The 22,837-nt window shown below is 71.0% G+C and carries 17 protein-coding genes; 8 read left to right on the top strand and 9 right to left on the bottom strand.

Features of this window, described 5'->3' with window-relative positions:
• Positions 1-345 precede the first annotated feature (345 nt).
• Entirely contained in the window at positions 346-1,224 is an 879-nt protein-coding gene (locus AB0F72_RS30055; protein WP_360437945.1) for a P1 family peptidase, read from the bottom strand.
• Between the two features lie 90 nt (positions 1,225-1,314).
• On the opposite strand from AB0F72_RS30055, the gene AB0F72_RS30050 reads away from it, so the two are divergent.
• Positions 1,315-3,414 (top strand): catalase, encoded by a 2,100-nt coding sequence (locus AB0F72_RS30050; RefSeq protein WP_360437942.1) that lies wholly within the window; start codon positions 1,315-1,317, stop codon positions 3,412-3,414.
• A 72-nt stretch (positions 3,415-3,486) separates the two neighbouring features.
• Here AB0F72_RS30050 and AB0F72_RS30045 read toward each other — a convergent pair whose 3' ends face one another.
• The 4 genes from AB0F72_RS30045 to AB0F72_RS30030 all read right to left on the bottom strand — a co-directional run bounded on the left by AB0F72_RS30045 (position 3,487) and on the right by AB0F72_RS30030 (position 7,708).
• Positions 3,487-3,927: an Hsp20/alpha crystallin family protein gene (locus AB0F72_RS30045; protein WP_360437939.1), complete on the bottom strand. Its 441-nt coding sequence runs from the start codon at positions 3,925-3,927 to the stop codon at positions 3,487-3,489.
• Between the two features lie 150 nt (positions 3,928-4,077).
• A complete protein-coding gene (locus tag AB0F72_RS30040; protein WP_360437936.1) occupies positions 4,078-4,902 on the bottom strand; it encodes a formylglycine-generating enzyme family protein in 825 nt (274 codons plus the stop codon).
• Between the two features lie 171 nt (positions 4,903-5,073).
• On the bottom strand, positions 5,074-6,063 hold the full coding sequence (locus AB0F72_RS30035) for a Ppx/GppA family phosphatase (RefSeq protein ID WP_360437933.1): 990 nt from the start codon (positions 6,061-6,063) through the stop codon (positions 5,074-5,076).
• A gap of 763 nt (positions 6,064-6,826) precedes the next feature.
• Positions 6,827-7,708 carry an LLM class F420-dependent oxidoreductase gene (locus AB0F72_RS30030; protein WP_360437930.1) on the bottom strand — a complete coding sequence of 294 codons (882 nt, stop codon included), beginning with the start codon at positions 7,706-7,708 and terminating at the stop codon, positions 6,827-6,829.
• 139 nt (positions 7,709-7,847) lie between these two features.
• Between AB0F72_RS30030 and AB0F72_RS30025 the strand changes: the two genes are divergently transcribed.
• Entirely contained in the window at positions 7,848-8,864 is a 1,017-nt protein-coding gene (locus tag AB0F72_RS30025) for a LacI family DNA-binding transcriptional regulator (protein ID WP_360437928.1), read from the top strand.
• A 9-nt stretch (positions 8,865-8,873) separates the two neighbouring features.
• On the opposite strand, the gene AB0F72_RS30020 is transcribed toward AB0F72_RS30025, so the two are convergent.
• From AB0F72_RS30020 to AB0F72_RS30010, 3 genes are read right to left on the bottom strand one after another with little or no spacing between them, the layout of a single operon-like run.
• Positions 8,874-9,770, bottom strand: coding sequence for a carbohydrate ABC transporter permease (locus AB0F72_RS30020; RefSeq protein WP_360437925.1), 897 nt, complete (start codon positions 9,768-9,770; stop codon positions 8,874-8,876).
• 2 nt (positions 9,771-9,772) lie between these two features.
• Positions 9,773-10,699 carry a sugar ABC transporter permease gene (locus tag AB0F72_RS30015; RefSeq protein ID WP_360437922.1) on the bottom strand — a complete coding sequence of 309 codons (927 nt, stop codon included), beginning with the start codon at positions 10,697-10,699 and terminating at the stop codon, positions 9,773-9,775.
• Positions 10,696-12,015, bottom strand: coding sequence for an extracellular solute-binding protein (locus AB0F72_RS30010; protein WP_360437919.1), 1,320 nt, complete (start codon positions 12,013-12,015; stop codon positions 10,696-10,698). The genes AB0F72_RS30015 and AB0F72_RS30010 overlap by 4 nt, the downstream gene beginning before the upstream one ends.
• Before the next feature lie 361 nt (positions 12,016-12,376).
• Between AB0F72_RS30010 and AB0F72_RS30005 the strand changes: the two genes are divergently transcribed.
• The 6 genes from AB0F72_RS30005 (at position 12,377) to AB0F72_RS29980 (ending at position 20,594) form a co-directional block, all read left to right on the top strand.
• A complete protein-coding gene (locus AB0F72_RS30005; protein WP_360438005.1) occupies positions 12,377-14,677 on the top strand; it encodes a glycoside hydrolase family 3 N-terminal domain-containing protein in 2,301 nt (766 codons plus the stop codon).
• Between the two features lie 46 nt (positions 14,678-14,723).
• The gene (locus AB0F72_RS30000; protein WP_360437916.1) at positions 14,724-15,974 is read left to right on the top strand and encodes a GAF domain-containing SpoIIE family protein phosphatase; all 1,251 of its coding nucleotides are present in this window, start codon (positions 14,724-14,726) and stop codon (positions 15,972-15,974) included.
• Between the two features lie 71 nt (positions 15,975-16,045).
• Complete coding sequence (locus AB0F72_RS29995; RefSeq protein ID WP_360437913.1) at positions 16,046-17,482, top strand: gamma-aminobutyraldehyde dehydrogenase; 1,437 nt, start codon at positions 16,046-16,048, stop codon at positions 17,480-17,482.
• A gap of 3 nt (positions 17,483-17,485) precedes the next feature.
• Positions 17,486-18,757 (top strand): 4-aminobutyrate--2-oxoglutarate transaminase, encoded by a 1,272-nt coding sequence (gene gabT, locus AB0F72_RS29990; protein ID WP_360437910.1) that lies wholly within the window; start codon positions 17,486-17,488, stop codon positions 18,755-18,757.
• A gap of 42 nt (positions 18,758-18,799) precedes the next feature.
• Positions 18,800-19,315 (top strand): Lrp/AsnC family transcriptional regulator, encoded by a 516-nt coding sequence (locus AB0F72_RS29985; protein WP_360437907.1) that lies wholly within the window; start codon positions 18,800-18,802, stop codon positions 19,313-19,315.
• Position 19,316: 1 nt separating this feature from the next.
• The gene (locus tag AB0F72_RS29980; protein ID WP_360437904.1) at positions 19,317-20,594 is read left to right on the top strand and encodes an FAD-binding oxidoreductase; all 1,278 of its coding nucleotides are present in this window, start codon (positions 19,317-19,319) and stop codon (positions 20,592-20,594) included.
• An 86-nt stretch (positions 20,595-20,680) separates the two neighbouring features.
• Here the strand turns inward: AB0F72_RS29980 and AB0F72_RS29975 are convergent, their stop codons facing one another.
• A complete protein-coding gene (locus AB0F72_RS29975; protein WP_360437901.1) occupies positions 20,681-22,801 on the bottom strand; it encodes an ATP-binding protein in 2,121 nt (706 codons plus the stop codon).
• Between the last annotated feature and the right edge of the window lie 36 nt (positions 22,802-22,837).

Here is a 22,837-nt window from a genome sequence, read left to right as displayed (position 1 = left end):
GCTCGGGATGGCGACGGCGACGGCAGTAGCAGTGGCCAGGGCGCACGTAACATCATCGTGCGCTTTCACCTGTGCCCGGGCAGGGATGGAATCACACGCACCGCATCGGTGCCCTCATCCTCGCCGATCCGGTTTCAGTGGACCCTCATCCGTGCTGGCGGAGGCTTCGGTGTGCCGTGGCCGTGCCAGCGGAGGCTTCGGTGGTCCGTGTCGGTGCCGACGGGAGCCGCATCGTGTGCCGGCCGCAGTCCTCTGGCTTTGTCAGTGGACCCGCGCCGCCGACGAGATCAATGCGCGCTGATACCGAGATGATTCGCATGCCCTCTCCGCACGCTACGCCTGTGGTCAGCGGTCGACGGCGGCTCGGATGGCCTCGGCTGTCACGTCGGCCGCGACGACTCGGAGCAGGTCCAGGTCAGTCTCCACCGGGCCGGTGGCCAGCGCCACCACGGCATCACCGTCGAAGCGGGAGTGTGCCGGGTACAGCGCCCGCGCGAACCCCGTGTGCCCGCTCTGCGCCACCAACTGGCACTGCGTCTTGTTCAGCGCCGCATCCGTCAGCACCACCGCGATCGTCGTGTTCGTCATGCCGAACGGATCCGACACGGGCCCGCTGCCTCGATCGGTGACGACCCCGGGCCCACTGCCTCGATCGGTGACGAACATCGGCCGGCCGTCGGCGCCGATCACGTCGCCCCACGCGTTCACCACGGCGACCACGGCAATCGACGCGTCGCCGGAGCGGCCGTGTGCCACGCCCAGCCCGCCCGGCGCCACGCCGCCCCGCCATTTGCCGGATGTGGCGCCGGCGCCCGCTCCGACCGTACCCACCAGGAACTTGTCGCCGCGGAAAGCGGCAAGCGCGGCATCGCGCCCGGCCGCGGCGCCTGGTGGCGTGCCCGCGACCGAGGCGTCGAACATCGACATGCCGACGACGATCGGGACCGGGCCGAGTGGCGTGGGGAAGCCGAGGCCGCGCGAGCGCAGCAGGTCCATCACGCCGTCGGCGGCGGAGAGGCCGAACGCGGAGCCGCCGGAGAGCACCACGGCGTCCACCCGGTCGACCATCCGGATCGGATCGAGCAGCGCGAACTCCCGGGTGGCCGGGGCGCCACCGCGCACCTCGCCGGAACCGACCGTGCCCGGCGGCGGGAGGATCACTGTCACGCCGGTGCCGTCGCCGGTCCAGTGCCCGGCCCACGCGGACAGCAGTTGAGGTTTCATGAAGCTCGACCCTACGCAGACGTTCCGTCCGCTTTTTCGTGGGTATGGAGGCCAACGCGATCACATACGGACGCCCGGAAAGAGAGAGCGATGCCTGAACCGACACTTCCCAGCCCGGCTGCGCTCGACCCTGCCGACTCGACGCCACTGAAGGCCTCGCTCGCGCCCGAACGCGGCCTGCAGACCGGCGAGTATCTGACGAGCGGTCAGGGTGTGCGGCTGCCGGACACTGATCACTCCCTCAAGGCCGGCACGCGGGGACCGACCCTGATGGAGGACTTCCACCTCCGCGAGAAGATCACCCACTTCGACCACGAACGCATCCCGGAGCGGGTGGTGCACGCGCGCGGAACCGGCGCCTACGGCGTCTTCACCGCGTACGGCAGCGCCGCGTCGATCACCCGTGCCGGCTTCCTCGCCGAGAAGAACAAGCAGACCGAGGTCTTCGTACGGTTCTCGACGGTCCTCGGCTCCCGGGGATCGGCGGACACCGTCCGTGACGTGCGCGGGTTCGCGACCAAGTTCTACACCGACGAGGGCAACTTCGACCTGGTCGGCAACAACATGCCGGTCTTCTTCATTCAGGACGGCATCAAGTTCCCGGACCTGATCCACGCCGCCAAGTGGCACCCGGACCGGGAGATCCCGCAGGCGCAGACCGCGCACGACACGTTCTGGGACTTCGTCTCGCTGCACACCGAGGCCACCCACCACGTGATGTGGGCGATGTCGGACCGGGCGATCCCCCGGTCCTACCGGACCATGGAGGGCTTCGGCGTCCACACGTTCCGCCTGGTCAACGCGGCCGGCGAGACGGCGCTGGTGAAGTTCCACTGGAAGCCGGTGGCCGGCGTGCACTCGCTGGCCTGGGAGGAGGCTCAGATCGCCGCGGGCGTCGACCCGGACTTCCACCGCCGCGACCTCACCGACTCGATCGACGCCGGCCTGTTCTTCGAGTACGAGCTGGGCGTCCAGGTCATGCCGGACACCCCGGACGAGACGTTCCAGGGCATCGACCTGCTCGACCCCACGAAGATCGTGCCGGAGGAGCTGGCGCCGGTGCAGCCGATCGGCAAGCTCGTGCTGAACCGCAACACCGACAACTTCCACGCCGAGACCGAGCAGATCGCCTTCCACATGGGCAACCTGGTCCCCGGCATCGAGGTCACCAACGACCCGCTGCTGCAGGCCCGGCTCTTCTCCTACCTGGACACCCAGCTGAGCCGGCTGGGCGGGCCGAACTTCAACCAGCTGCCGATCAACCGGCCGCACGCGCCGGTCAACGACAACCTGCGCGACGGCATGCACCAGAGCGTGGTGCACCGCGGCATCGCCCCCTATCTGCCGACGAGCCTCGGCAACGGCGCGGCGCCGGAGGCCACCCCGCCGGACAAGGGCGCCTACGTCCACCTGCCGAAGCCGGTGAAGGGCGAGAAGATCCGGGAGAACCCGACCAGCTTCGCCGACCACTACTCCCAGGCCGCGCTCTTCTACCACAGCCTCAGCCCGCTGGAGCAGGAGCACATGGTCGAGGCGTTCACCTTCGAGCTCGGCAAGTGCTACGAGACGCCGATCCGGGAACGCATGCTGACCGTCCTCGCCAAGGTGGACGCCGGCCTGACCGCGAAGGTCGCCGCCGGCCTCGGCCTGCCCGCGCCGCAGGACACGCCGCCGGCCGAGGTCGTGCCGTCGCCCGCGCTCGCCCAGATCACCGACCGGGTCTGGCCGATCACCGGCCGGATCGTCGGCGTGATCGCCGGCCCGGGCGCCGACCTGGACGGGATCGACTCGCTGCGCAAGGCGTTCAAGGCGCACGGCGTGGTGCTGCGGGTGATCGCACCGATCGGCGGGATCCTGGACGGTAAGGAGATCGTCGAGCGGACGTTCCAGACCGCGCGGTCGGTGGAGTTCGACGCGGTGGTCGTCGCCGGTGGCGCCGGCAAGCTCGTCGACCTGCAGGTGACGGTGCTGCTGCAGGAGGCCTTCCGGCACGCCAAGGCGATCGGCGCCTGGGGTGACGGCGAGCAGCTGCTGCTCGCGGCCGGGATCGACCCCGCGGCCCCGGGCATTCTGCGCAGTGCTGACGCCGGCAAGGCGTACGCGGAGCAGCTCGCCGCCGCGCTCGGCAAGCACCGGGCCTGGGAGCGGGTCCCGCTGCTCAAGCCGGCCGCGTCCTCCCAGGGTTCCTGATATCAGAGGACGATTGCGATAGCGAAGAGGATCGGGCCGGCGCACCGCCGGCCCGATCTGGTGCGGGGAGAATCAGCTGGTGGTGACGCCCTCGAGGGCGGGCGCCCGGCCGGTGGTGATCTCGATGCGGCGCGGCTTGGCCGCCTCCGCCACCGGGATCGTCAGGGTGAGGACACCGTCCTGCCAGGTCGCCGAGATCTTGTCCAGGTCGAGGCCCTCGCCCAGCGTGAGACGGCGCTCGAAGGTGCCGGTGACCCGCTCTCTGCGGACCCACTGCACGTCGGCGTCGGTGCGGGCGGACCGCTCGGCCCGGATGGTCAGCACGCGGCCGTCGACGTCCACCGACACCGAACCCGGGTCGATGCCCGCGAGGTCGCAGTGCAGCACGAAGTGGTCACCGGAGCGGTAGAGGTCCATCGGCATCGCGGTGGCGGTCGCACCCGCGACGGGTGCGCTCAGCATCTGCCCGGCGAGCCGGTCGAACTCACGGAAAGGATCGAAAGTCAGCACCACGGATCCACCTCCTCAAGACAGCCGCCGGACGCTCCGGCGGCTCGTGGCGCTCGGCCATCAACCATCGCCGAGTGTCTTCGCAGGCTTCCTCTGACCTGCGCCGACAAGACATTTTTTAGCACTGTACGGGGGTGAGTGCCAACCGTTTCGTCAAGATTTTTTCGACGCGGTGCGGAAGCCCATGTTGCCGGTCGAGGAGTCCGGCGTGTTCGAGGAGCGGGCCGCGTTGCGGTAGCGGTTGCAGTACGAGTCGTGGCACAGGTACGACCCGCCGCGGATCACCTTCGCGGCGCCCTCCGGCGGCCCCTGCGGATCGTCGACCGGCGACTCGGCGTAGTAGGTCGGCGAGAACCAGTCGGCGACCCACTCCCAGACGTTGCCGACCGGCTGCCACAACCCGTACCCGTTGGGCTGGAACGTCCGCACCGGGGCGGTCGTGACGAACCCGTCGAGACCGGTGTTCACGGCCGGGAAGCTGCCCTGCCAGATGTTGAGGGCATGGCCGCCGGCCGGCAGCTCGTTCCCCCACGGGTACCGCTGCGACGGCAGGCCGGCACGGGCCGCGCACTCCCACTCCGCCTCGGACGGCAGGCGGCGGCCCGCCCACGCGCAGTACGCGTGGGCGTCGTTCCAGCTCACGTGCACGGCCGGGTGGTCGTCGGCGGCCACGTCCGAGGGGCCACCCGGGTGCGCCCAGTCGGCGCCCTCGACACCGAGCCACCACGGGGTGCCCTGCATCTGGCCGACCACCTGATCGGGATCGGTCAGCGCGAGATGGAAGACGGCGGACCAGCCGTACTGCTCGGCGTCGGTGCGGTAGCCGGTGGCGGTGACGAAAGCCCGGAAGTCGGCGACCGTCACCGAGGTGGCGTCGATGGTGAACGCGGGGACGCGTACCTCGTGCACCGGCTGCTCGCCGTCGGCGCGTACCCCATCGTCGTGGGCGTCGCCCATCGCGAAGGTCTGGCTGGGCACGGAGATCTGCTCGATCCGGTGGTCCCCGGCGCCGGGAAGCGGCGCGAGGACCGGGGTGGACGGCCTTCCGGCTGATGGGGTGCAACATTCCATACTCGCTAGGATAAGTAGGAATGCCGGGTGGGCTGCGTCCGGGGCGCTCGTCGGCCGGAGTGCTGTCGGCGGCGGCCTTTACACCGGGGTGAGGCAGCGGGCCGACCACGGGGCCGGCCACCACGACGCGCCGCCGGCCGACCAGGACTCGTCGGTCAGACGGCGCAGCAGGATGCCCTCGCGCAGACCCCACGGGCAGATCCGGGCGCTGCTCTCGTCGAACGCCGTGAGCAGCTCGTACGCGATGATCGACCCGGCCAGAATCTGGTGGGCGCGGTGCGGCGACACGCCCGGCAGCCGCTGACGCTCGGCGCTCGGCAGCCGGGACAGCCGCTCGATCCACTTGCGCAGCGGCTTGCGCTGCACATGCCGCGATCGATGCGCGCCGTGCCGCATCGGCGCGGCCCCGGTGAGGCGGGCCAGCTGGTAGAACGTCCGGGACGCGGCCACCACGGCACGCGGTTCCGGCCAGTCGCCGGGCACGATCACCTCACGGATCTGATCACGCACGTGCCGGCGCAGGCGTCGCACCGCCGCGCTCGACGGCGGATCCCCGTCGAACAGGAACTCCCTGGTCATCCGGCCGGCGCCCAGCGGCAGCGACAACGCGAGCTCGGGCAGCTGGGCTTTTCCGGACGCGACCTCCAGGGTGCCGCCGCCGATGTCGAGCAGCAGCATCCGCCCCGCCTTCGGGCCCAGCCAGCTGCGCGCCGCCAGGAACGTCAGCTCGGCCTCCTCCACGCCGGAGAGCATCCCCAGCCGGAGCCCGGACTCGCTCTCGATCTGGTCGAGCACCCGGTCCCGGTTCGCGCAGTCCCGGATCGCCGCCGTCCCGAACGCGAAGATCTCCTCGACGCCGGCCCGCCGCGCGTACTTCGACGCTTCGGCAACCGCGGCCGCCACTCGGGCCCGGCCGTCCGTGTCGATGGTGCCGTCCGGCGCGATGCACGTGGCGACGCGGGTCCGCAGCTTCCAGGAGTGCACCGCCTTGGCGTCGGGCCGGGAGCCGCTCCGGCCGACGACGAGGTTGACCGCCTGAGATCCGACGTCGAGCACAGCTATCCGCATCGGCGCCGCCTACCCAAAATCAGTCTGCCCTCACCTGGTCGACACGCGAAACGCCTCACACATCGGTGAGGCGCGGATGCCAGTCTATCCGGCGTGCGGGCGCTTCCGCCCCAGACGTGACGCATCCACCACCGCTCGCCGCCGCGCACCGCCCGCCGCCCCGGGCACCGCCAGCCGCCCGGCACCACCACCGCCCGCCGCCCGGCACCGCCACCGCCCGGCACCGCCACCGCCCGGCACCGCCACCGCCACCGCCCGGGATCGCCTGCCGCCCGGGCACCGCTCGCCGCCCCTCCAGCCGTCGCTCAGGCAGGCATCCACGTCCGAGAGCCTGCGTCGGCTACGGCTCGGCACCTCCGGAATGCCACTCAGCTTGAGTGAATCTTGGAGTCGGCGCTGGTGATCGTCACCTGGTGTGCCGGCATCCGGGGTAAAGCCGGCGCTTTCCGGAAACCCGCGGACGTGGGAGGCCCCACAGAATGCCGCACACCCCATAGCGCTCCCCGTGGACAGTCACCCATCGTGACGCGGAAGGGCTCGGCGAGGCCGCGAGGCCGCCCGGCCGCAGACGCGGCGATCCGTGCACCCGGCGGGCGAAACTGCGGGCGACGAGGCGACCGGGCAGTCCAGACGGCCCGGGACAGACACACGCCCGGGGCAAAACCAGCCGCCCGGGGCAGACCAGGCGCCCGGGGCAGGCCAGACGCCCGGGCAGACCAGGCGCCCGGGGCAGACCAGACGCCCGGCGACTTCTTACAGCTCGCTATGAGAACTGCGGAATCACCTCTTCGGCGAACCGGAGCAGCGGCTCGTGGTCATAAGCCACCCGCGGGAAGTAGGCGATCACGTAATCGGCGCCGGCCTCCGCGATCTGCTCGACCTTGCGGGTCATGTCGGCGGTCGTGTCGTTCAGCGTGAGGTTCAGGCTGGTCGACTTCCGGATCCGGTCGTAATCGCGGCCGAGGTTGTCGCAGTGCTGGCGCAGGACGGCCAGTTTCGGGGCGATCACCGCCGGGTCACCGTTGCCCAGGTTGCAGCCGTCGGCGTATTGCGCCACCAGCTTGAGCGTCACCTTTTCGCCGCCGCCGCCGAGCCAGAACGACGGGTGCGGTTTGCGGACGCCCTTCGGCTCGTTGATGGGCTGGTCGATGTGGTAATGCTTGCCGGTGAAGACGGGCCGGTCCTCGGTCCACATCTTGTGCACGATCTGCACGGCCTCACGGAATGCGGCCATCCGCTCCGGAACCTCGGACCATTCGTATCCGTAGGCTTTCCATTCGTGCTCGTACCATCCGGCGCCGAGGCCGGCGTACAGGCGGCCGCGGCTCGCCACATCCACGGTGGACGCCATTTTGGCATAGAGCGCCGGGTGCCGATAACCGTTGCAGCCGACCATCTGCCCGATGTTGACGCGGCTGGTGTCGCGGGCCAGGGTGGCGCTCACCGTCCAGGCCTCGAACGTGGTGTTCATCGTGGGCTCGGGGAACGTATGAAAATGGTCGTAGACCCAGATCGAATCCCACGGGCCGGCGTCGGCCAGCTTCGCCACCTTCGTCATTGCCTCGTACTGCTCGACCGGGTCGGCGATCTCGTCCAGATCGTTGCGCCAGCCCTGTGGGACGAAAACCCCGAAACGCATGCTCATGAGATCAACTTACAAGGCCGGGGCCGGGAAATTGACTGCACGAAGAGGGGCGGTGGAGTGCGCGGACCCGGCGTGGCATGATTTCGATGCCGGGACCGGAAGTTGCAGCGGGCATCGCCCGGCCGTAAGGAGCGCTCCCATGGCCATGGCCAGGCAACGTGTGACCATCGCGGCCATCGCGGAGGCCGCCGGTGTGTCGGTTCCGACGGTGTCCCGCGTGCTCAATGGTCGCTCCGACGTGTCGCCGCAGACCCGTGAGCTGATCGAGCGGCTTCTCCGTGAACACGACTATCGGCCCCGCAACTCTCGGCATTCCGGCCGGGCCCGGCTCGTCGACCTGGTCTTCAACGACCTGGACAGCCCCTGGGCGCTCGAGCTGATCCGCGGCGTGGAGGACGTCAGCCACGCGGCCGGGGTGGGCACCGTCGTGTCCCAGGTGCACCACCGGACCACCGCCGCCCGGCAGTGGCTGCAGAACCTGCGGGCCCGCGCGTCCGACGGCGTCATCTTCGTGACCTCGGACGTGGCCGAGCCGATCCACGCCGAGCTGCACCGGCTCAAGGTGCCCGTGGTGATCATCGATCCGGCCGGTGGGGCGGCCGCGGACGTGCCGACGATCGGCGCGACGAACTGGTCCGGCGGGCGGACCGCCACCGACCATCTGCTGTCGCTGGGTCATCGGCGGATCGGGTTCGTCGCCGGGCCGAAGGATCTGCTCTGCAGCCGGGCCCGGCTGGACGGGTACCGCGCGGCGCTGGAGGCGGCCGGGCTGCGGGCCGAGGAGGAGCTGATCGAGACCGGGGACTTCCGGCACGAGTCCGGGTTCGCGGCCGCGAACAAGCTGCTCGGCCTGGAGAACCCGCCGACCGCGATCTTCGCGTCCAGCGACCTGATGGCGCTCGGCGCGTGCGAGGCGGCGCGGCGGCGCGGGCTGCGGGTGCCCGATCAGCTGAGCGTGGTCGGGTTCGACGACCTGCCGGAGTCGCGGTGGGCCTCTCCCCCGCTCACCACGGTCCGGCAGCCGCTCGCCGAGATGGGGGCGCTCGCCGCGCGGACCGTCCTGCGGTTGTCGCGCGGCGAGACCATCGAGACCCCGCGGGTGGAGCTGGTCACCAAGCTGATGGTGCGCGAGAGCACCGCGGCGCTCGCCTCGTAAGAACCAGCTTCACTTGGAGAAGCCCGCGGTCAGACCGCTGAGCAGCTGCCGGCGCCCGATCACGTACAGCGTCAGGATCGGCAGCGTGGTCAGCACGACCGAGGCCAGCACCGCCGGGATGTTGATGCTGTACTGCCCCTGGAAACTCCAGAGCGCCAGCGGCAGCGTGCGCTGCTCCGGGGTCTGGGTGAGGATCAGCGGCAGGATGAAGCCGTTCCACACGGTCAGTCCCTGGTAGATGGTGACGGTCACCAGGGCCGGGCGGGTCAGCGGGAAGGCGAGCCGCCACAGCGTGCCCCACTCGGTGGCGCCGTCCATCCGCATCGACTCGAAGAGCTCCTTCGGCACGTCCCGGACGAAGTTCCCCAGCACCAGTACGGAGAGCGGGATCGCGAACGCCAGCGACGGCAGGATGATCGCACCGAGCGTGTCGTACATCTGCAGCTTGATGATGATCAGATAGATCGGGATGATCACCGCCTGGAGCGGGATGGCCAGGCCCATCAGGAACAGGCCGTTGACTCCGCGCAGGAACCGGCTCGCCGCGCTGCCTCGGACGATCGCGTACGCCGCCATGAACGACACCAGCACGGCCGGACCGACCGCCCCGACGGTGACGATCACGCTGTTCATGAAGTACCGGACGAAGTCGTTCTCCAGCACGAACCGGTAGTTCTCCAGCGTCGGGTTCGACGGCGGCACGAGCGGGTTCGTGGCGTAGTAGTCGGACTGCAGCTTGAAGCTGGTGATGACGATCCAGTAGATCGGCAGCAGCACGACGATCAGCCAGAGCCAGCCGGCCAGGCCGCCGAGGAAGTTGTAATGGCGGAGGCTGACCCCGCGCTTCTTCCCGGGGGCCGGACGTTGCGTTTCCGCGATGTTCCGTTTGTCGATCAGAGTCGTCATGCTCAGACCCCCTCAAGCTGGCTCGACGAGGCGTCCCGTCCGCCCAGCCGGCGCAGGCCGAGCGCGAGCGCCAGGCCGACGAGCACGAGGATCACCGCGATCGCGCTGGCCGGGCCCATCAGGTCGGCCTTGAAGCCGCGCTGGTACATGTCCACGGCGAGGGCGCGGGTCGCGTCGCCCGGCCCGCCGGCGGTGAGCACCCAGATCAGGTCGAAGAACGTCAGCGAGCCGACCACCATCAGCGTCGACGACGTGATCACCGTGTACTTGAGCTGCGGCAGCGTGATGCTGAAGAACTGCCGTACCCGGCCGGCCCCGTCGATCTGGGCGGCCTCGTACATCGATGCCGGGATCTGCCGGATGCCGCCCTGGTAGATCAGCGTGTGGAACGGGATGAACTGCCAGGACACCACGAACACCACGACGCAGAGCGCGAGCGTGCTGTTACCGAGCCAGTCCTGCTGGAGGAACTCGAAGCCGAGGCCGGCGCCGAGGCCGAAGTTCGGGTCCAGCAGCGCCTTGTAGGTGATCGAGATGGCGGCCTGGCTGAGCAGCAGCGGGATGAAGAAGAGCACGGCGAGCACCGACCGGTACCGCTTGTGCGCGGCGATGAAGACGCCGAGCAGCAGCGAGATCGGCGTCTGGAACAGCCAGGAGAGCGCCATGATCAGGAAGGTGACCCAGAGGGCGTGCGGCAGCCCGGGGTCGCTGAGCACGGTCCGCCAGCTGTCCAGCCCGGTGAACGGGATGTCGGTGCTGAGCCGGTTCCACGAGGTGAAGCTCAGCAGCAGCACACCGATCAGGGGCACGACGCCGAACGCCACGAACGTGACCAGGGCGGGCCACGCCATCCAGGTGACGGAACCGCTCCGCCCGCCGCTGGACGCGGCCGGCGGAGCGGTGTGCACTACGGGCGGAGCGATCGTCATTTGCCGATGACCTGGTTCATGCTGTCGGCGAACTGCTGCGGCGAGATCTGCAGCTGGAACAGCTTGGCGATGTTGTCCAGCAGCGTCTCGGCGGCCGTCGGGCTCAGCGCCTGGTCCCAGGACTGGCCGAAGTACTTCGCGTTGCTGGACACCTGGTAGATGAAGTTCAGGAAGTCCTTGTCCGGCGAGGTGGCGAGCTTGGCGTCGGAGCCCTTGACGATCGGCACACCGCCGGTCTCGATCCAGCCCTGCTGCTCGGTGTCGTCGAGGAGGCTCTTGAAGAAGTTCTTCGCGGTCTCCTTCTGCGCGTCGCTGGCCTTCGAGTAGATCGAGAGGAACTGACCGGCGTTGCCAACGGTGTTCGACGGGTCGCCGGTGCCACCCTCGACGGTCGGGAAGTTGAGGTAGCCGAGCTTGCCGTCCTTGATGAAGTTGCCGCCCTCGGCCGAGATGATGCCGTAGGACCAGGAGCCGTGCAGCATCATGGCCGCCTTGCCCCGGTAGAGCAGCGCCTGGTCGGCGTTGGAGTCGGCGGTGATCGACGAGAAGCCCTTGACGAAGCCGTTCGCCTTGATCAGCTCCTGGATCTTGGTGAGACCCTGGATCGACGCCGGGTTGTTCCACGCGTTGGCCTCGCCGTCGAAGACGGCCTGGAACACTTCGGGTCCGCCGATCCGGTCGAAGAGGAACTCCAGCCACATCATGTTGGTCCAGCGGGACTGGCCGCCCAGCGAGAACGGCGCGACGCCCGCGGCGTTCAGCTTCGGCACCAGCTCCATCACCTGGCCCCAGGTCTCCGGCGGGGTGAGGCTGTTCTTCTCGAAGACCTCTTTGTTGTAGAACATGACGATCGGCTGGACCGTCTCGCACGGCATCGCGTAGATCTTGCCGTTGATCGTGGCCGGGCCGAACGAGGCCGGGAAGAGCCGGTCCTTGACCGCGGCGTTCTGCGCGAACCAGTCGGTGAGGTCGTCGACCTGGTTGTTGTCGACGTAGCTCTTCAGGCCGCCGCCGCCCCAGCCCCAGATGATGCTGGGCGCCTGGCCGGCGCCGAGCGCGGTCTTGAGCTTGTCCTTGTAGGCGTCGTTCTGGAACGTGGTGACCTTGATCTGGCCGCCGGAGTTCGCCTTGTTGAACCGATCGACGGCGCCCTGCCGGATCGGCTCACCGGGTGGGCCACTGAGGAACCAGTAGCTGGCCTCGGCGCCGGAGCCGGTGCCGGTGGTGCTCTCGGAGGGACCGGAACTGCCACACGCGGCGAGGGCGGCACCCGCCGCGGCTCCGGCGGAAAGGGACAAGAAATTCCTGCGTTTCACGCTGGTCTCCGTATTCGAAGAAGCCGCGTCGGGGCACGGCTGGCGATATGGCGATGGCGAGCGCCGATTTCCGAACCGGTTAAGTTTCGAAAGTTTCGGGCACTCGCCGCAACTTGACGCGAGGTTTCGTTAACGTAGGGTTTCGCCGTCGCAGGTGTCAAGACCCTTGCCGTAACAGTGCTCAGAGCGCGAGAGTAGGCATCGTCGGCGCACCGTCGAAAGCTCCGGCAGGACCCCTGCGCCGCTGAACCGCGGACACTGAAAGTTTCGGAGGATTTCCTTGACAACAGATCAGCCGAATCAGCCCTGGCGCGACCCGGGGCTCTCGATAGCCCAGCGTGTGGAGTTGCTGCTGGCGGAGATGAGCCTGGAAGAAAAAGTTGCGCAACTCGGCAGCCGCTGGCTCGGCAAGGACAAAGGTGCCACCGGAGCGGCCGGCCCGGAACCGGAAACGAGTCACAATGCAGCCTCAATGAATGTGGCTCCGATGGAGGACGAGTTCGCGGCCGGCGCGGCGCTCGAGGACGCGAGCCGGCACGGCCTCGGTCACCTCACCCGGGTCTACGGCAGCTACCCGGTGACCGTCGCCGAGGGCACGGCCGAGCTGGTCCGCCAGCAGCGGATCGTGATGGCCTCGTCACGGCTCGGCATCCCGGCGATCGTCCACGAGGAGTGCCTGACCGGCTTCACCGCGTACGGCGCCACCGTCTACCCCTCGGCCACCGCGTGGGGCGCGACGTTCGACCCGGACCTGATCGAGCGGATGGCTGCGGCGATCGGGCGGGACATGGCGGCGCTCGGCGTCCAGCAGGGACTGTCGCCGGTGCTCGACGTGGTCCGCGACTACCGCTGGGGCCGGGTCGAGGAGGCGATCGGCGAGGACCCGTACCTGGTGTCGCTGATCGGCGCCGGCTACGTGCGCGGCCTGCAGAGCGCCGGCGTGATCGCCACGCTGAAGCACTTCGCCGGGTACTCCGCCTCCCGCGGCGCCCGCAACCACGGCCCGGTGCCGATGGGCCGCCGGGAGCTGCTCGACGTGATCCTGCCGCCGTTCGAGACCGCTGTCGCGGCGGGCGGCGCCGGCTCGGTGATGAACTCCTACTCCGACATCGACGGCGTGCCGGCCGGCGCCGACCCGTGGCTGCTCACCGATCTGCTGCGCGACGAGTGGGGCTTCACCGGCACTGTCGTCTCGGACTACTGGGCCGTGCCGTTCCTGGCGATGAATCACGGGATCGCCGCGGACGCCGGCGACGCCGGCGTCCGCGCGCTCGAGGCGGGCATCGACGTCGAGCTTCCGGACACCATCGGTTACGGCGACGAGCTCATTTCCCGGGTACGGTCGGGCGAGGTCCCCGAGAGTCTGGTCGACCGCGCCGCCCGCCGCCTGCTGACCCAGAAGGCGCAGCTCGGCCTCCTCGATCCGGACTGGACGCCGGAGGCCACGGTGGCCGGCGCGTCCGGGATCGACCTGGACTCCCCCGCCAACCGCGCGCTCGCCCGCGAGATCGCGGAACGCTCGATCGTGCTGCTCGATCCGGGCACCGCGTTGCCGCTCGCCACGCCCGCCCGGATCGCCGTGGTCGGGCCGTGCGCGGACGACGCCCGTACCTTCCTGGGCTGTTATGCCTTCCCCAACCACGTCCTGCCGCGCTATCCGGGTGTGGACGCGGGCATCGCGCTGCCCACCGCCCGGGAGGCGATGGCGGCCGAGTTCGGCGCCAGCGCGATCGTGTACGCGGCCGGCTGCCACGTCAGCGACCCCGGCCGTTCCGGGTTCGCCGAGGCGGTGGCCGCGGCCGAGAACACCGACGTGACAGTGGCCTTCGTCGGCGACCTGGCCGGCCTGTTCGGCGCGGGCACCTCCGGCGAGGGCTGCGACGCCGCGGACCTGCGGCTGCCCGGCGTGCAGGCCGAGCTGCTCGACGCGCTGCTCGCCACCGGCAAGCCGGTCGTCGTGGTGGTGGTCTCCGGACGCCCGTACGCGCTCGGTGAGGTCGCCGGTCGCGCGGCCGCGCTGGTCCAGGCGTTCATGCCGGGCGAGGAGGGCGGCGCCGCGATCGCCGGGGTGCTCTCCGGCCGGGTCCAGCCCACCGGCAAGCTGCCGGTGCAGATCCCCCGCCACCCGGGCGGTCAGCCGGGCACCTATCTGCAGCCGCGCCTCGGCGTGGTGCACACCGGCACCAGCAACCTGGACCCGACGCCGCTGTTCCCGTTCGGGCACGGCCGCTCCTACACCACGTTCACGGTGGGCGACCTGCGGCTCAGCGACGCGCGGGTGCCGACCGACGGCGCGTTCACGGCGACCGTGCGGGTCGCCAACACCGGCGAGCGGGCCGGCGCCGAGGTGGTCCAGCTCTACCTCACCGACCCGGTCGCCCAGGTCACCCGTCCGGTGAAACAGCTGGCCGGCTTCCAGCGGGTCGAGCTGGCGCCGGGCGCGGCCGCCGACGTGGTGTTCACCGTGCACACCGACCGCACCGCGTTCACCGGCGCCCGGATGCGGCGCATCGTGGAACCCGGTGAGCTGCGGATTTCGGTCGGCGTCTCGGCCGGCGACCTGCCCTGCACGGGATCCGTCGAGCTCACCGGCGCGGTCCGGGAGGCCGGGCCGGGCCGGCAGCTGATCACCGGAGTCCAGGTGCGTCCGGCTGATTCGTGACAGGTCGCTGCGTCGCGCGGACCGCGGTGAACACTAGGCTTTCGGTGTGCCCCGACGCATCAACGACGACGAGCGGCTGCGCCGGCTCGAGGCGGTCACCGATGCGACGCTGTCCCGGCTCGACGTCTCCGACCTGCTCGACGAGCTGCTGGATCGGGTGCGCGATCTGCTCGACGTGGACACCGCGGCGATCCTGCTGCTCGACGAGCACGCGCAGCAGCTCGTCGCGACCGCGGCGAAAGGGCTGGAGGAAGAGGTTCGCGAGGGTTTCCGGGTCGCGGTCGGGCAGGGTTTCGCCGGCCGGATCGCGGCCTGCCGCCGGCCGGTGCGCCTCGTCGACGTGACCGAGCGCGACGTGGTCAACCCGCTGCTGCTGGAGAAGGGGATCCGCTCGCTGCTCGGCGTGCCGATCGTGGCCGGTCCCGACCTGATCGGGGTGCTGCACATCGGCTCGCTGAGCCGGCGCGACTTCAGCGACGACGACGTGGCCCTGCTCGAGCTGGTCGCCGGCCGGGCCGGGATGGCCGGGCGGATCCGCTCCGCCAAGCTGGAGCAGCAGGCCGCGCTGGCGCTGCAACGCAGCCTGCTGCCGGCGCGGCTGCCCGACGTGCCCGGCGTCGAGCTGGCCGCGCGTTACGTGCCGGGCCACGCGGCCGGGGTCGGCGGCGACTGGTACGACGTGTTCCTGCTGCCCTCCGGCTGGCTCGGCGTGGTGATCGGGGACGTGTCCGGGCACGGGCTCGCCTCGGCGGTGGTGATGGGGCGGATCCGCAGTGCGCTTCGCGCGTACGCGATGATCTGCGACGACCCGGCGCAGGCGCTCACCCTGCTGGACCGCAAGGTCCAGCACTTCGAGGCGGGCAGCCTGACCACCGCGCTCTACGTGATGGTGAGCCCGTCGCGCGACCGGGTGGTGCTCTCCTCGGCCGGGCATCTGCGCCCGGTCGTCGCCGTGCCGGGCCGGCCGGCCATGCTCGCCGACTGCGTCGTGGACCCGCCGCTCGGCGTGGGCCGGCACCCGCGCTCCCGGCGCAGCACCGCGCTGGCGCTCGTGCCCGGCGCGGTGCTGCTCTGTTACACCGACGGCCTCGTCGAGCGCCGCCACCAGGTGATCGACATCGGGCTCGACCGGCTGATCGGCGCGGTTCACGCGGCCTCGGCCGACACGGTGTGCGCTACCGTCATGGCGGACGTGGGAGTGGATCAGCCCGCCGACGACGTCGCCGTCCTCGCGCTGCGGCGGCACCCCCTTCCGGACTGTGCGGCGCCCGTGTTTCCGGTACGGAAAAATCTCTGAACCCTCTTGTTCGCCACGGATTCAGCGGAAAAGATGGGGCCGCATGCACTGATACCACAGCTGGAGGCCGGATGAGCGCCAAGACGGTTCTGCACAACCTCATTGCCGGCGAGGCCGTCGCGCCCGCCGAGGGACGCTACGAGGATCTGATCGATCCGTCGACCGGCGAGGTGTTCGCGTCGGCGCCCGTCTCCGGGGCCGAGGACGTCGATCGGGCCATGCGGGCCGCCGCCACCGCGTTCGAGGACTGGCGCGCCACCACCCCGGGCGACCGGCAGCGGGCGCTGCTCAAGTTCGCCGACGCGATCGAGGCCCGGGCCGACGAGCTGGTCTCCCTCGAGTCGCAGAACACCGGCAAGCCGCTCGGCCTGACCGCCAGCGAGGAGCTGCCGCCGGCGATCGACCAGATCCGCTTCTTCGCCGGCGCCGCCCGCCTGCTCGAGGGCCGCTCCGCCGGGGAGTACATGAACGGTTTCGAAAGCTACGTCCGGCGCGAGCCGATCGGTGTCTGCGCCCAGGTCACGCCCTGGAACTACCCGCTGCTGATGGCGGTCTGGAAGATCGCTCCGGCGCTCGCCGCGGGCAACGCGGTCGTCCTCAAGCCCTCCGACACCACCCCGGTCACCACGGTCCGGCTGGCCGAGATCGCCGCCGAGTTCTTCCCGGCCGGCGTCTTCAACGTGGTCCTCGGCGACCGCGGCACCGGCCGGGCCCTGGTCGAGCACAAGACCCCGCAGATGGTGTCGATCACCGGTTCGGTCCGGGCCGGCATGGAGGTGGCCGGCTCGGCCGCCGCCGACCTCAAGCGCACCCACCTGGAGCTGGGCGGCAAGGCCCCGGTCGTGGTCTTCGACGACGCCGACGTGGCGGCCGCCGCCGCCTCGATCGCCGAGGCCGGCTATTTCAACGCCGGTCAGGACTGCACGGCCGCGACCCGCGTGCTGGTGCAGGCCGGCGTCTACGACGAGTTCGTGGCGGCCCTCGCCGAGCAGGCCAAGAGCATCCGGACCGGCGCGCCGGACGACGAGGACGTGCTCTACGGGCCGGTCAACAACGCCGGCCAGCTGGCCCGGGTCGCCGGTTTCATCGACCGGCTGCCGGACCACGCGGTCCTGCAGGCCGGTGGCGCGCGGGTCGGCGAGCGCGGCTACTTCTGGTCGCCCACCGTGGTCTCCGGCCTCCAGCAGCACGACGAGATCATCCAGAACGAGGTGTTCGGCCCGGTCATCACCGTCCAGAAGTTCACCGGCGAGGACGAGGCCCTCGGCTACGCCAACGGCGTCGAGTACGCGCTGGCCTCCAGCGTCTGGACCAAGGACCACGGCACCGCCATGCGGATGACGCAGAAGCTGGACTTCGGCTGCGTCTGGGTCAACTGCCACATCCCGCTGGTCGCCGAGATGCCGCACGGCGGGTTCAAGCACTCCGGGCACGGCAAGGACCTCTCGGTGTACGGGCTCGAGGACTACACCCGGCTCAAGCACGTCATGCACAACGTCGGGGCCTGAGCCGTGTCGACCTCGGAAGAACTGCACAAGCGGCGGCTCGCGGCGGTCGCCCGTGGCGTCGGATCCACCATCTCCTCCTATGTCGACCACGCCGGCGGCGGCACGCTGACCGACGTGGACGGCCGGGAGTGGATCGACTTCGCCTCCGGCATCGCGGTCACCAACGTGGGCAACGCCGCGCCGCGCGTGGTGGCGGCGGTCCGCGAGCAGGTCGAGCGGTTCACCCACACCTGTTTCATGGTCGCGCCGTACGAGTCGTACGTGGCGGTCTGCGAGCAGCTGATCGCGCTGACCCCCGGCACGTTCGAGAAGCGGGCCGCGCTGTTCAACTCCGGCGCCGAGGCGGTGGAGAACGCCGTCAAGATCGCACGGCACGCCACCGGGCGGCAGGCGGTCGTGGTGTTCGACCACGCGTACCACGGCCGGACCAACCTGACCATGGCGCTGACCGCGAAGAACATGCCGTACAAGCACCGGTTCGGGCCGTTCGCGCCGGAGGTCTACCGGGCGCCGATGTCCTACCCGCTGCGCGACGGCGGCCTGGACGGCGCCGAGGCGGCCCGCCGGGCGATCGACGTGATCGAGAAGCAGGTCGGCGCGGACAACGTGGCGGCCCTGCTCATCGAGCCGATCCAGGGCGAGGGCGGGTTCGTGGTGCCGGCCCGGGGCTTCCTGCCGGCCCTCGCGGCGTGGGCCCAGCACAACGGCGTGGTCTTCATCGCCGACGAGATCCAGACCGGGTTCGCCCGTACCGGATCGTGGTTCGCCTGTGCGGACGAGGGCATCGAGCCTGATCTGATCACCACGGCCAAGGGGATGGGCGGCGGGCTGCCGATCGCCGGCGTGACCGGCCGGGCCGAGCTGATGGACGCGGTGCACGCCGGTGGGCTCGGCGGCACGTACGGCGGCAACCCGGTGGCCTGCGCCGCCGCGCTCGCCGCGATCGAGACGATGCGCGAGCTCGACCTGGTCGCCTCCGCGCGGCACATCGAGTCCGTGCTGGTCCCGGCGCTGCGCTCGCTCGCCGAGACGGATCCGGGCATCGCCGAGGTGCGCGGCCGGGGCGCGATGATCGCGATCGAGCTGGTGCGGCCGGGTGGGCTGGAGCCGGACCCGGTGCGTACCGCCGCGGTGTCCCGGGCCTGCCACGAGGCCGGGCTGCTCACGCTGACCTGCGGCACCTACGGCAACGTGCTGCGGTTCCTGCCGCCGCTGGTGATCTCCGACGAGGACCTGGGGCGCGGCATCGAGATTCTGCGGTCCGCGCTGAGTTGATCTTTTCGCGGCGCCCGTCCATCCGGGCGGGCGCCGGAGCCCATGCACCCGAAAGGATCGGTCTCTTTGCTCTCGCCAATCTCCGCAGGCAAGAATCGCGTAGTGACCGACGTGGCTCTGGACGAGATCAACAAGCAGATCATCGAGCATTTGCAGCGCGACGGCCGGATGTCGTACGCGACGCTCGCGAAGACGATCGGCCTCTCCGAAGCGGCGGTGCGCCAGCGGGTGCAGCGCCTGCTCGACAACGACCTGATGCAGATCGTCGCGGTGACCGACCCGCTGACCCTGGGCTTCGCCCGGCAGGCGATGGTCGGCCTGCGGGTCACCGGTGACCTGCGCGCGATCGCCGACGAGATCGCCGAGATCCCCGAGGTCGACTACGTGGTGATCTGCGCGGGCCGCTACGACCTGCTCGTCGAGCTGGTCTGCACCGACGACGAGCACCTGCTGGACCTGCTCAACGAGAAGATCCGCACGGTCAAGGGCGTCACCGAGGCCGACACCTTCATGTACCTGAAACTCGCCAAACAGACCTACGCCTGGGGAACACGTTAAATTGAGCGCCACCCGCCCCTCGTTCTGGCTCGACTCCCTCGGCCCCCTGGACCGCCGCCCCGCCCTGCCCGGTGACCGTGACGCCGACGTGGCGATCGTGGGCGGCGGATACACCGGACTCTGGACCGCCTACTACCTCGCCCGGGCCGACCCCGGTCTGCGGATCGTCGTGTTGGAGGCGGAGTACTGCGGGTTCGGCGCCTCCGGCCGGAACGGCGGCTGGGCGTCCGGGCTGTTCCCGGTCTCCACGGAGAAACTGGCCCGCCGGCACGGCGCCGAGCGGGCCGCCGCCATGCACGCCGCGCTCGGCGACGCCGTCGACGAGGTCGGGCGGGTGGCCGCCGCCGAGGGCATCGACTGCGACTACGCCAAGGGCGGCACGATCTCCCTGGTCCGCAGCCCGGCCCAGCTGCGCCGGGCCCGGACCGCCCCGGGTTTCGTCGGCGCCGGCGAGGCGCGGGCCATCTGCGGCGCCAACGACGTGCTCGGCGGCGTCTACAGTGAGCACTGCGCCGCGCTGCACCCCGCGAAGCTGGCCCGCGGCCTGGCGTCGGCTGCCGAACGGCTCGGCGTCACCATCCACGAGGGCACCCGGGCGCTGCGGATCAGCCGCGGCACGGTCGTCACCGACCACGGCACGGTGCGCGCCGGCACCGTGGTCCGCGCGCTGGAGGGATACACGGCCGCGCTGGCCGGGCATCGCCGCAGGCTGGCGCCGGTCTACAGCCTGATGATCGCGACCGAGCCGCTGCCGGCCGCGTTCTGGGACCGGGTGGGCCTGGCCCGGCGGGAGACCTTCACCGACGAACGGCGCATGGTCATTTACGGCCAGCGGACGGCGGACGACCGGCTCGCGCTCGGCGGGCGGGGCGCGCCCTACCACTACGGTTCCCGGATCCGGCCCGAGTACGACCGGGTGCCGGAGGTCTTCGACGCGCTGCGCCGCACCCTCGGCGAGCTGTTCGACATCGACCCGCCGATCGCGTACCGCTGGGGCGGGCCGCTCGGCATCCCCCGCGACTGGATGCCGTCGGTCGGCCTGCGCGACGGGATCGGCTGGGCCGGCGGGTACGTGGGTGACGGGGTCGCGGCGGCCAACCTCGGTGGCCGTACCCTCGCTGATCTGATCCGCGGCGCCTCGACCGAGCGGACCGGCCTGCCGTGGGTGGGTCATCGCTCGCGGCGCTGGGAGCCGGAGCCGGCGCGCTGGCTGGGCATCAACGTCGGGCTGCGGGCCACCGCGCTGCTGGACGCCTGGGACCGCCGAACCGCCGCCTGACCCTCCCCGCCGCCGCTCCCCGCTTTCGCCGCCGCTCCCCGCTCCCTGCTGCGATCCTGGCGAGTTGCCCATGGCCGCGGCGGCGGTCAGCTGCTGGGTGGGCCGGTCAGGGGCAGGTGGACGTTTACCACCGTACCCGTGGGGCGGTTTTCCTCCAGGCGGATCGTCCCGCCGTGCAGCAGCACGATCGCCCGCGCCAGGCTCAGGCCCAGCCCGCTGCCCGACGTGCCCTGATGGCGCACGTTGCTGCCCCGGTAGAACCGGTCGAAGACGCGGGCCCGTTCATCGGCCGGGGTGCCGATGCCGGTGTCGGAGATGCACAGGTTCGCCATCAGCCCGTCGGCTCGCACGGCGACGTGCACCGAGGCGCCCGGCGGGCTGTACCGGACGGCGTTGGACAGCAGGTCGTCGACCATCTGCCGGAGCCGCTCGGGGTCGGCCAGCAGGTGCAGCTCGGCCGGCAGTTCGGCGATCAGGGTGAGGCCGTCGGCGCCCCGGCGGGCGCAGGCGCACGCGTCGGCGACCAGCGAGACGAGGTCGACCCGGCGGAGATCGAGTCCCAGGTGCCCGGAGTCGAGGCCGGCCAGGTCGAGCAGGGTGTCGGCGATGCGCTGCAGGGCGGCGGCGTTGCGGGCGATCACGGCCGCCATCTGCCGGCCGTCGGCGTCGAGCCCGGCGGACTCCTCGGCGAGGATGGTGGCGTTCGCGGTGATCGAGGTGAGCGGGGTGCGCAGCTCGTGCCCGACCAGGTCGACGAAGTCGCTCTGGGCGCGGGCCAGCTGGCGGGCCAGTTCCTGTGCGCGGCGCCGGGAGACGAAGCCGCCGATCTGCGCGGCCACCCCGTCGAGCAGCACGGTGAGCAGGTCCGGCTCGTACTCCTGGGTGCCGGCGTAACAGGTGAGCACGCCGAACAGCGTCCCGCCGTCGCGGACCGGCACGGCCAGGGCGGTGCGCACGCCGCGCCGCAGGCAGATCTCGACCCGTTCGCGCTCGTGCGCGGTACGCAGCTCGGGGCTCAGCGCGATGTCCGGCACCCAGATGGCCCGCCCGGTCTGCCAGACCCGCCCGGTGATGCCTTCGCCGGGCACCGGGGTGTGCCCGAAGAAGTCGTCAGGGTCGAACCCGGAGGCGTCCCAGTGACCGACCGCCTCCAGCACCCCGGTGGCGTCGTCGACCAGGAACAGCTCGGCGGCCGGCCAGCCCAGCGCGCCGGTGACCGCGCGCAGCACGCCGGGCGCCGCCTCGGCGGCCGACCACGACCGTTTCAGGACCTGTTCCACGGCGAGGTGGCAGGCCCGGAACTTCTCGGCCCGGCGCAGCGCGGTGGCCTCGTGCGCGACGGCGACCGCGCCGACCAGCCGGCCGCCCGCGCCGATGATCGGGCGGGCCGTGGTCGCCGTGACCCGGCACCGGTGGCCGGGCACGTGCACGTGCACGTCTTCGTTGATCACCGTTTCGCCGTGCAGAGCCCGGATCAGCGGGGTCTGCTCCCACGGCATCGCCCGCTCGTCCGGGGTGGTCAGCACGGCGACCGTGCTGTCCTCGTAGTCGTCCGGCAGCGGCCCGTCCAGCGGCAGGCCGCGCAGTTCGCGCATGGCCCGGTTCGCGAAGACCACCCGGCCGGCCGCGTCGCAGGCGACCACACCGGCGTCGAGGCTCTGCAGCAGCGCGGCGAGGAACGCGCCCTCGTCGAGCGCGGCGACGGCGGTGGGCGCGGTGACGATCAGGGTCTCGGCGATCGTCACGAGCATGTCGACCTGCTCACCGGCCCAGTCGCGGGGGTGACGGTCCAGCACGGTGACCGAGCCGATCGGCCGGTCCTCGTCGTTGCGGACCGGCACGCTGACGAAGGCGCGGACGCCGTATTCCCGGACGATCGCGTGGTGGCGCAGCGCCTCGTCGGGTTCGGCGCTCATGTCGCGGGAGAGCATCACGTGGTCGGCGCAGACCACGTACTTGCAGACCGAGTACTCCAGCGGCGCCCGGCGGGTCTGCCGGAACTCCTCGGGCAGGCCGTGCATGCCGAGGAAGTGCTCCTCGTCGTTGCCGACGAGGGTGACGGCGGCCATCGGCGCGTTCAGCAGGCGGGCGGCGAGCAGGGCGATGTCGTCGGCGCGGCCGGCCCGGCCCTGCAGCGTGTGAAGAGCGCGTTCCACCGCTCGCAGCCGCACCGGATTGGCGAGCACCGCAGCGTCCAGCATCACCATGATCAGCCTGCTCTCACCGAGCCCGAGCACGGCCCG

This window comes from Actinoplanes sp. NPDC023936 (genome assembly GCF_040639325.1).
Lineage (GTDB): Bacteria > Actinomycetota > Actinomycetes > Mycobacteriales > Micromonosporaceae > Actinoplanes.
This window is presented reverse-complemented; position numbering and strand designations above follow the sequence as displayed.

Coding starts and splice junctions, on each gene's coding strand:
- AB0F72_RS30025 (WP_360437928.1), top strand. CDS start 7,848: ATGGCCATGGCCAGGCAACGTGTGACCATCGCGGCCATCGCGGAGGCC.
- AB0F72_RS29975 (WP_360437901.1), bottom strand. CDS start 22,801: ATGGTGATGCTGGACGCTGCGGTGCTCGCCAATCCGGTGCGGCTGCGA.
- AB0F72_RS30020 (WP_360437925.1), bottom strand. CDS start 9,770: ATGACGACTCTGATCGACAAACGGAACATCGCGGAAACGCAACGTCCG.
- AB0F72_RS30035 (WP_360437933.1), bottom strand. CDS start 6,063: ATGCGGATAGCTGTGCTCGACGTCGGATCTCAGGCGGTCAACCTCGTC.
- AB0F72_RS30055 (WP_360437945.1), bottom strand. CDS start 1,224: ATGAAACCTCAACTGCTGTCCGCGTGGGCCGGGCACTGGACCGGCGAC.
- AB0F72_RS29995 (WP_360437913.1), top strand. CDS start 16,046: ATGAGCGCCAAGACGGTTCTGCACAACCTCATTGCCGGCGAGGCCGTC.
- AB0F72_RS29985 (WP_360437907.1), top strand. CDS start 18,800: ATGCACCCGAAAGGATCGGTCTCTTTGCTCTCGCCAATCTCCGCAGGC.
- AB0F72_RS30030 (WP_360437930.1), bottom strand. CDS start 7,708: ATGAGCATGCGTTTCGGGGTTTTCGTCCCACAGGGCTGGCGCAACGAT.
- AB0F72_RS30015 (WP_360437922.1), bottom strand. CDS start 10,699: ATGACGATCGCTCCGCCCGTAGTGCACACCGCTCCGCCGGCCGCGTCC.
- AB0F72_RS30005 (WP_360438005.1), top strand. CDS start 12,377: ATGAGCCTGGAAGAAAAAGTTGCGCAACTCGGCAGCCGCTGGCTCGGC.
- AB0F72_RS30050 (WP_360437942.1), top strand. CDS start 1,315: ATGCCTGAACCGACACTTCCCAGCCCGGCTGCGCTCGACCCTGCCGAC.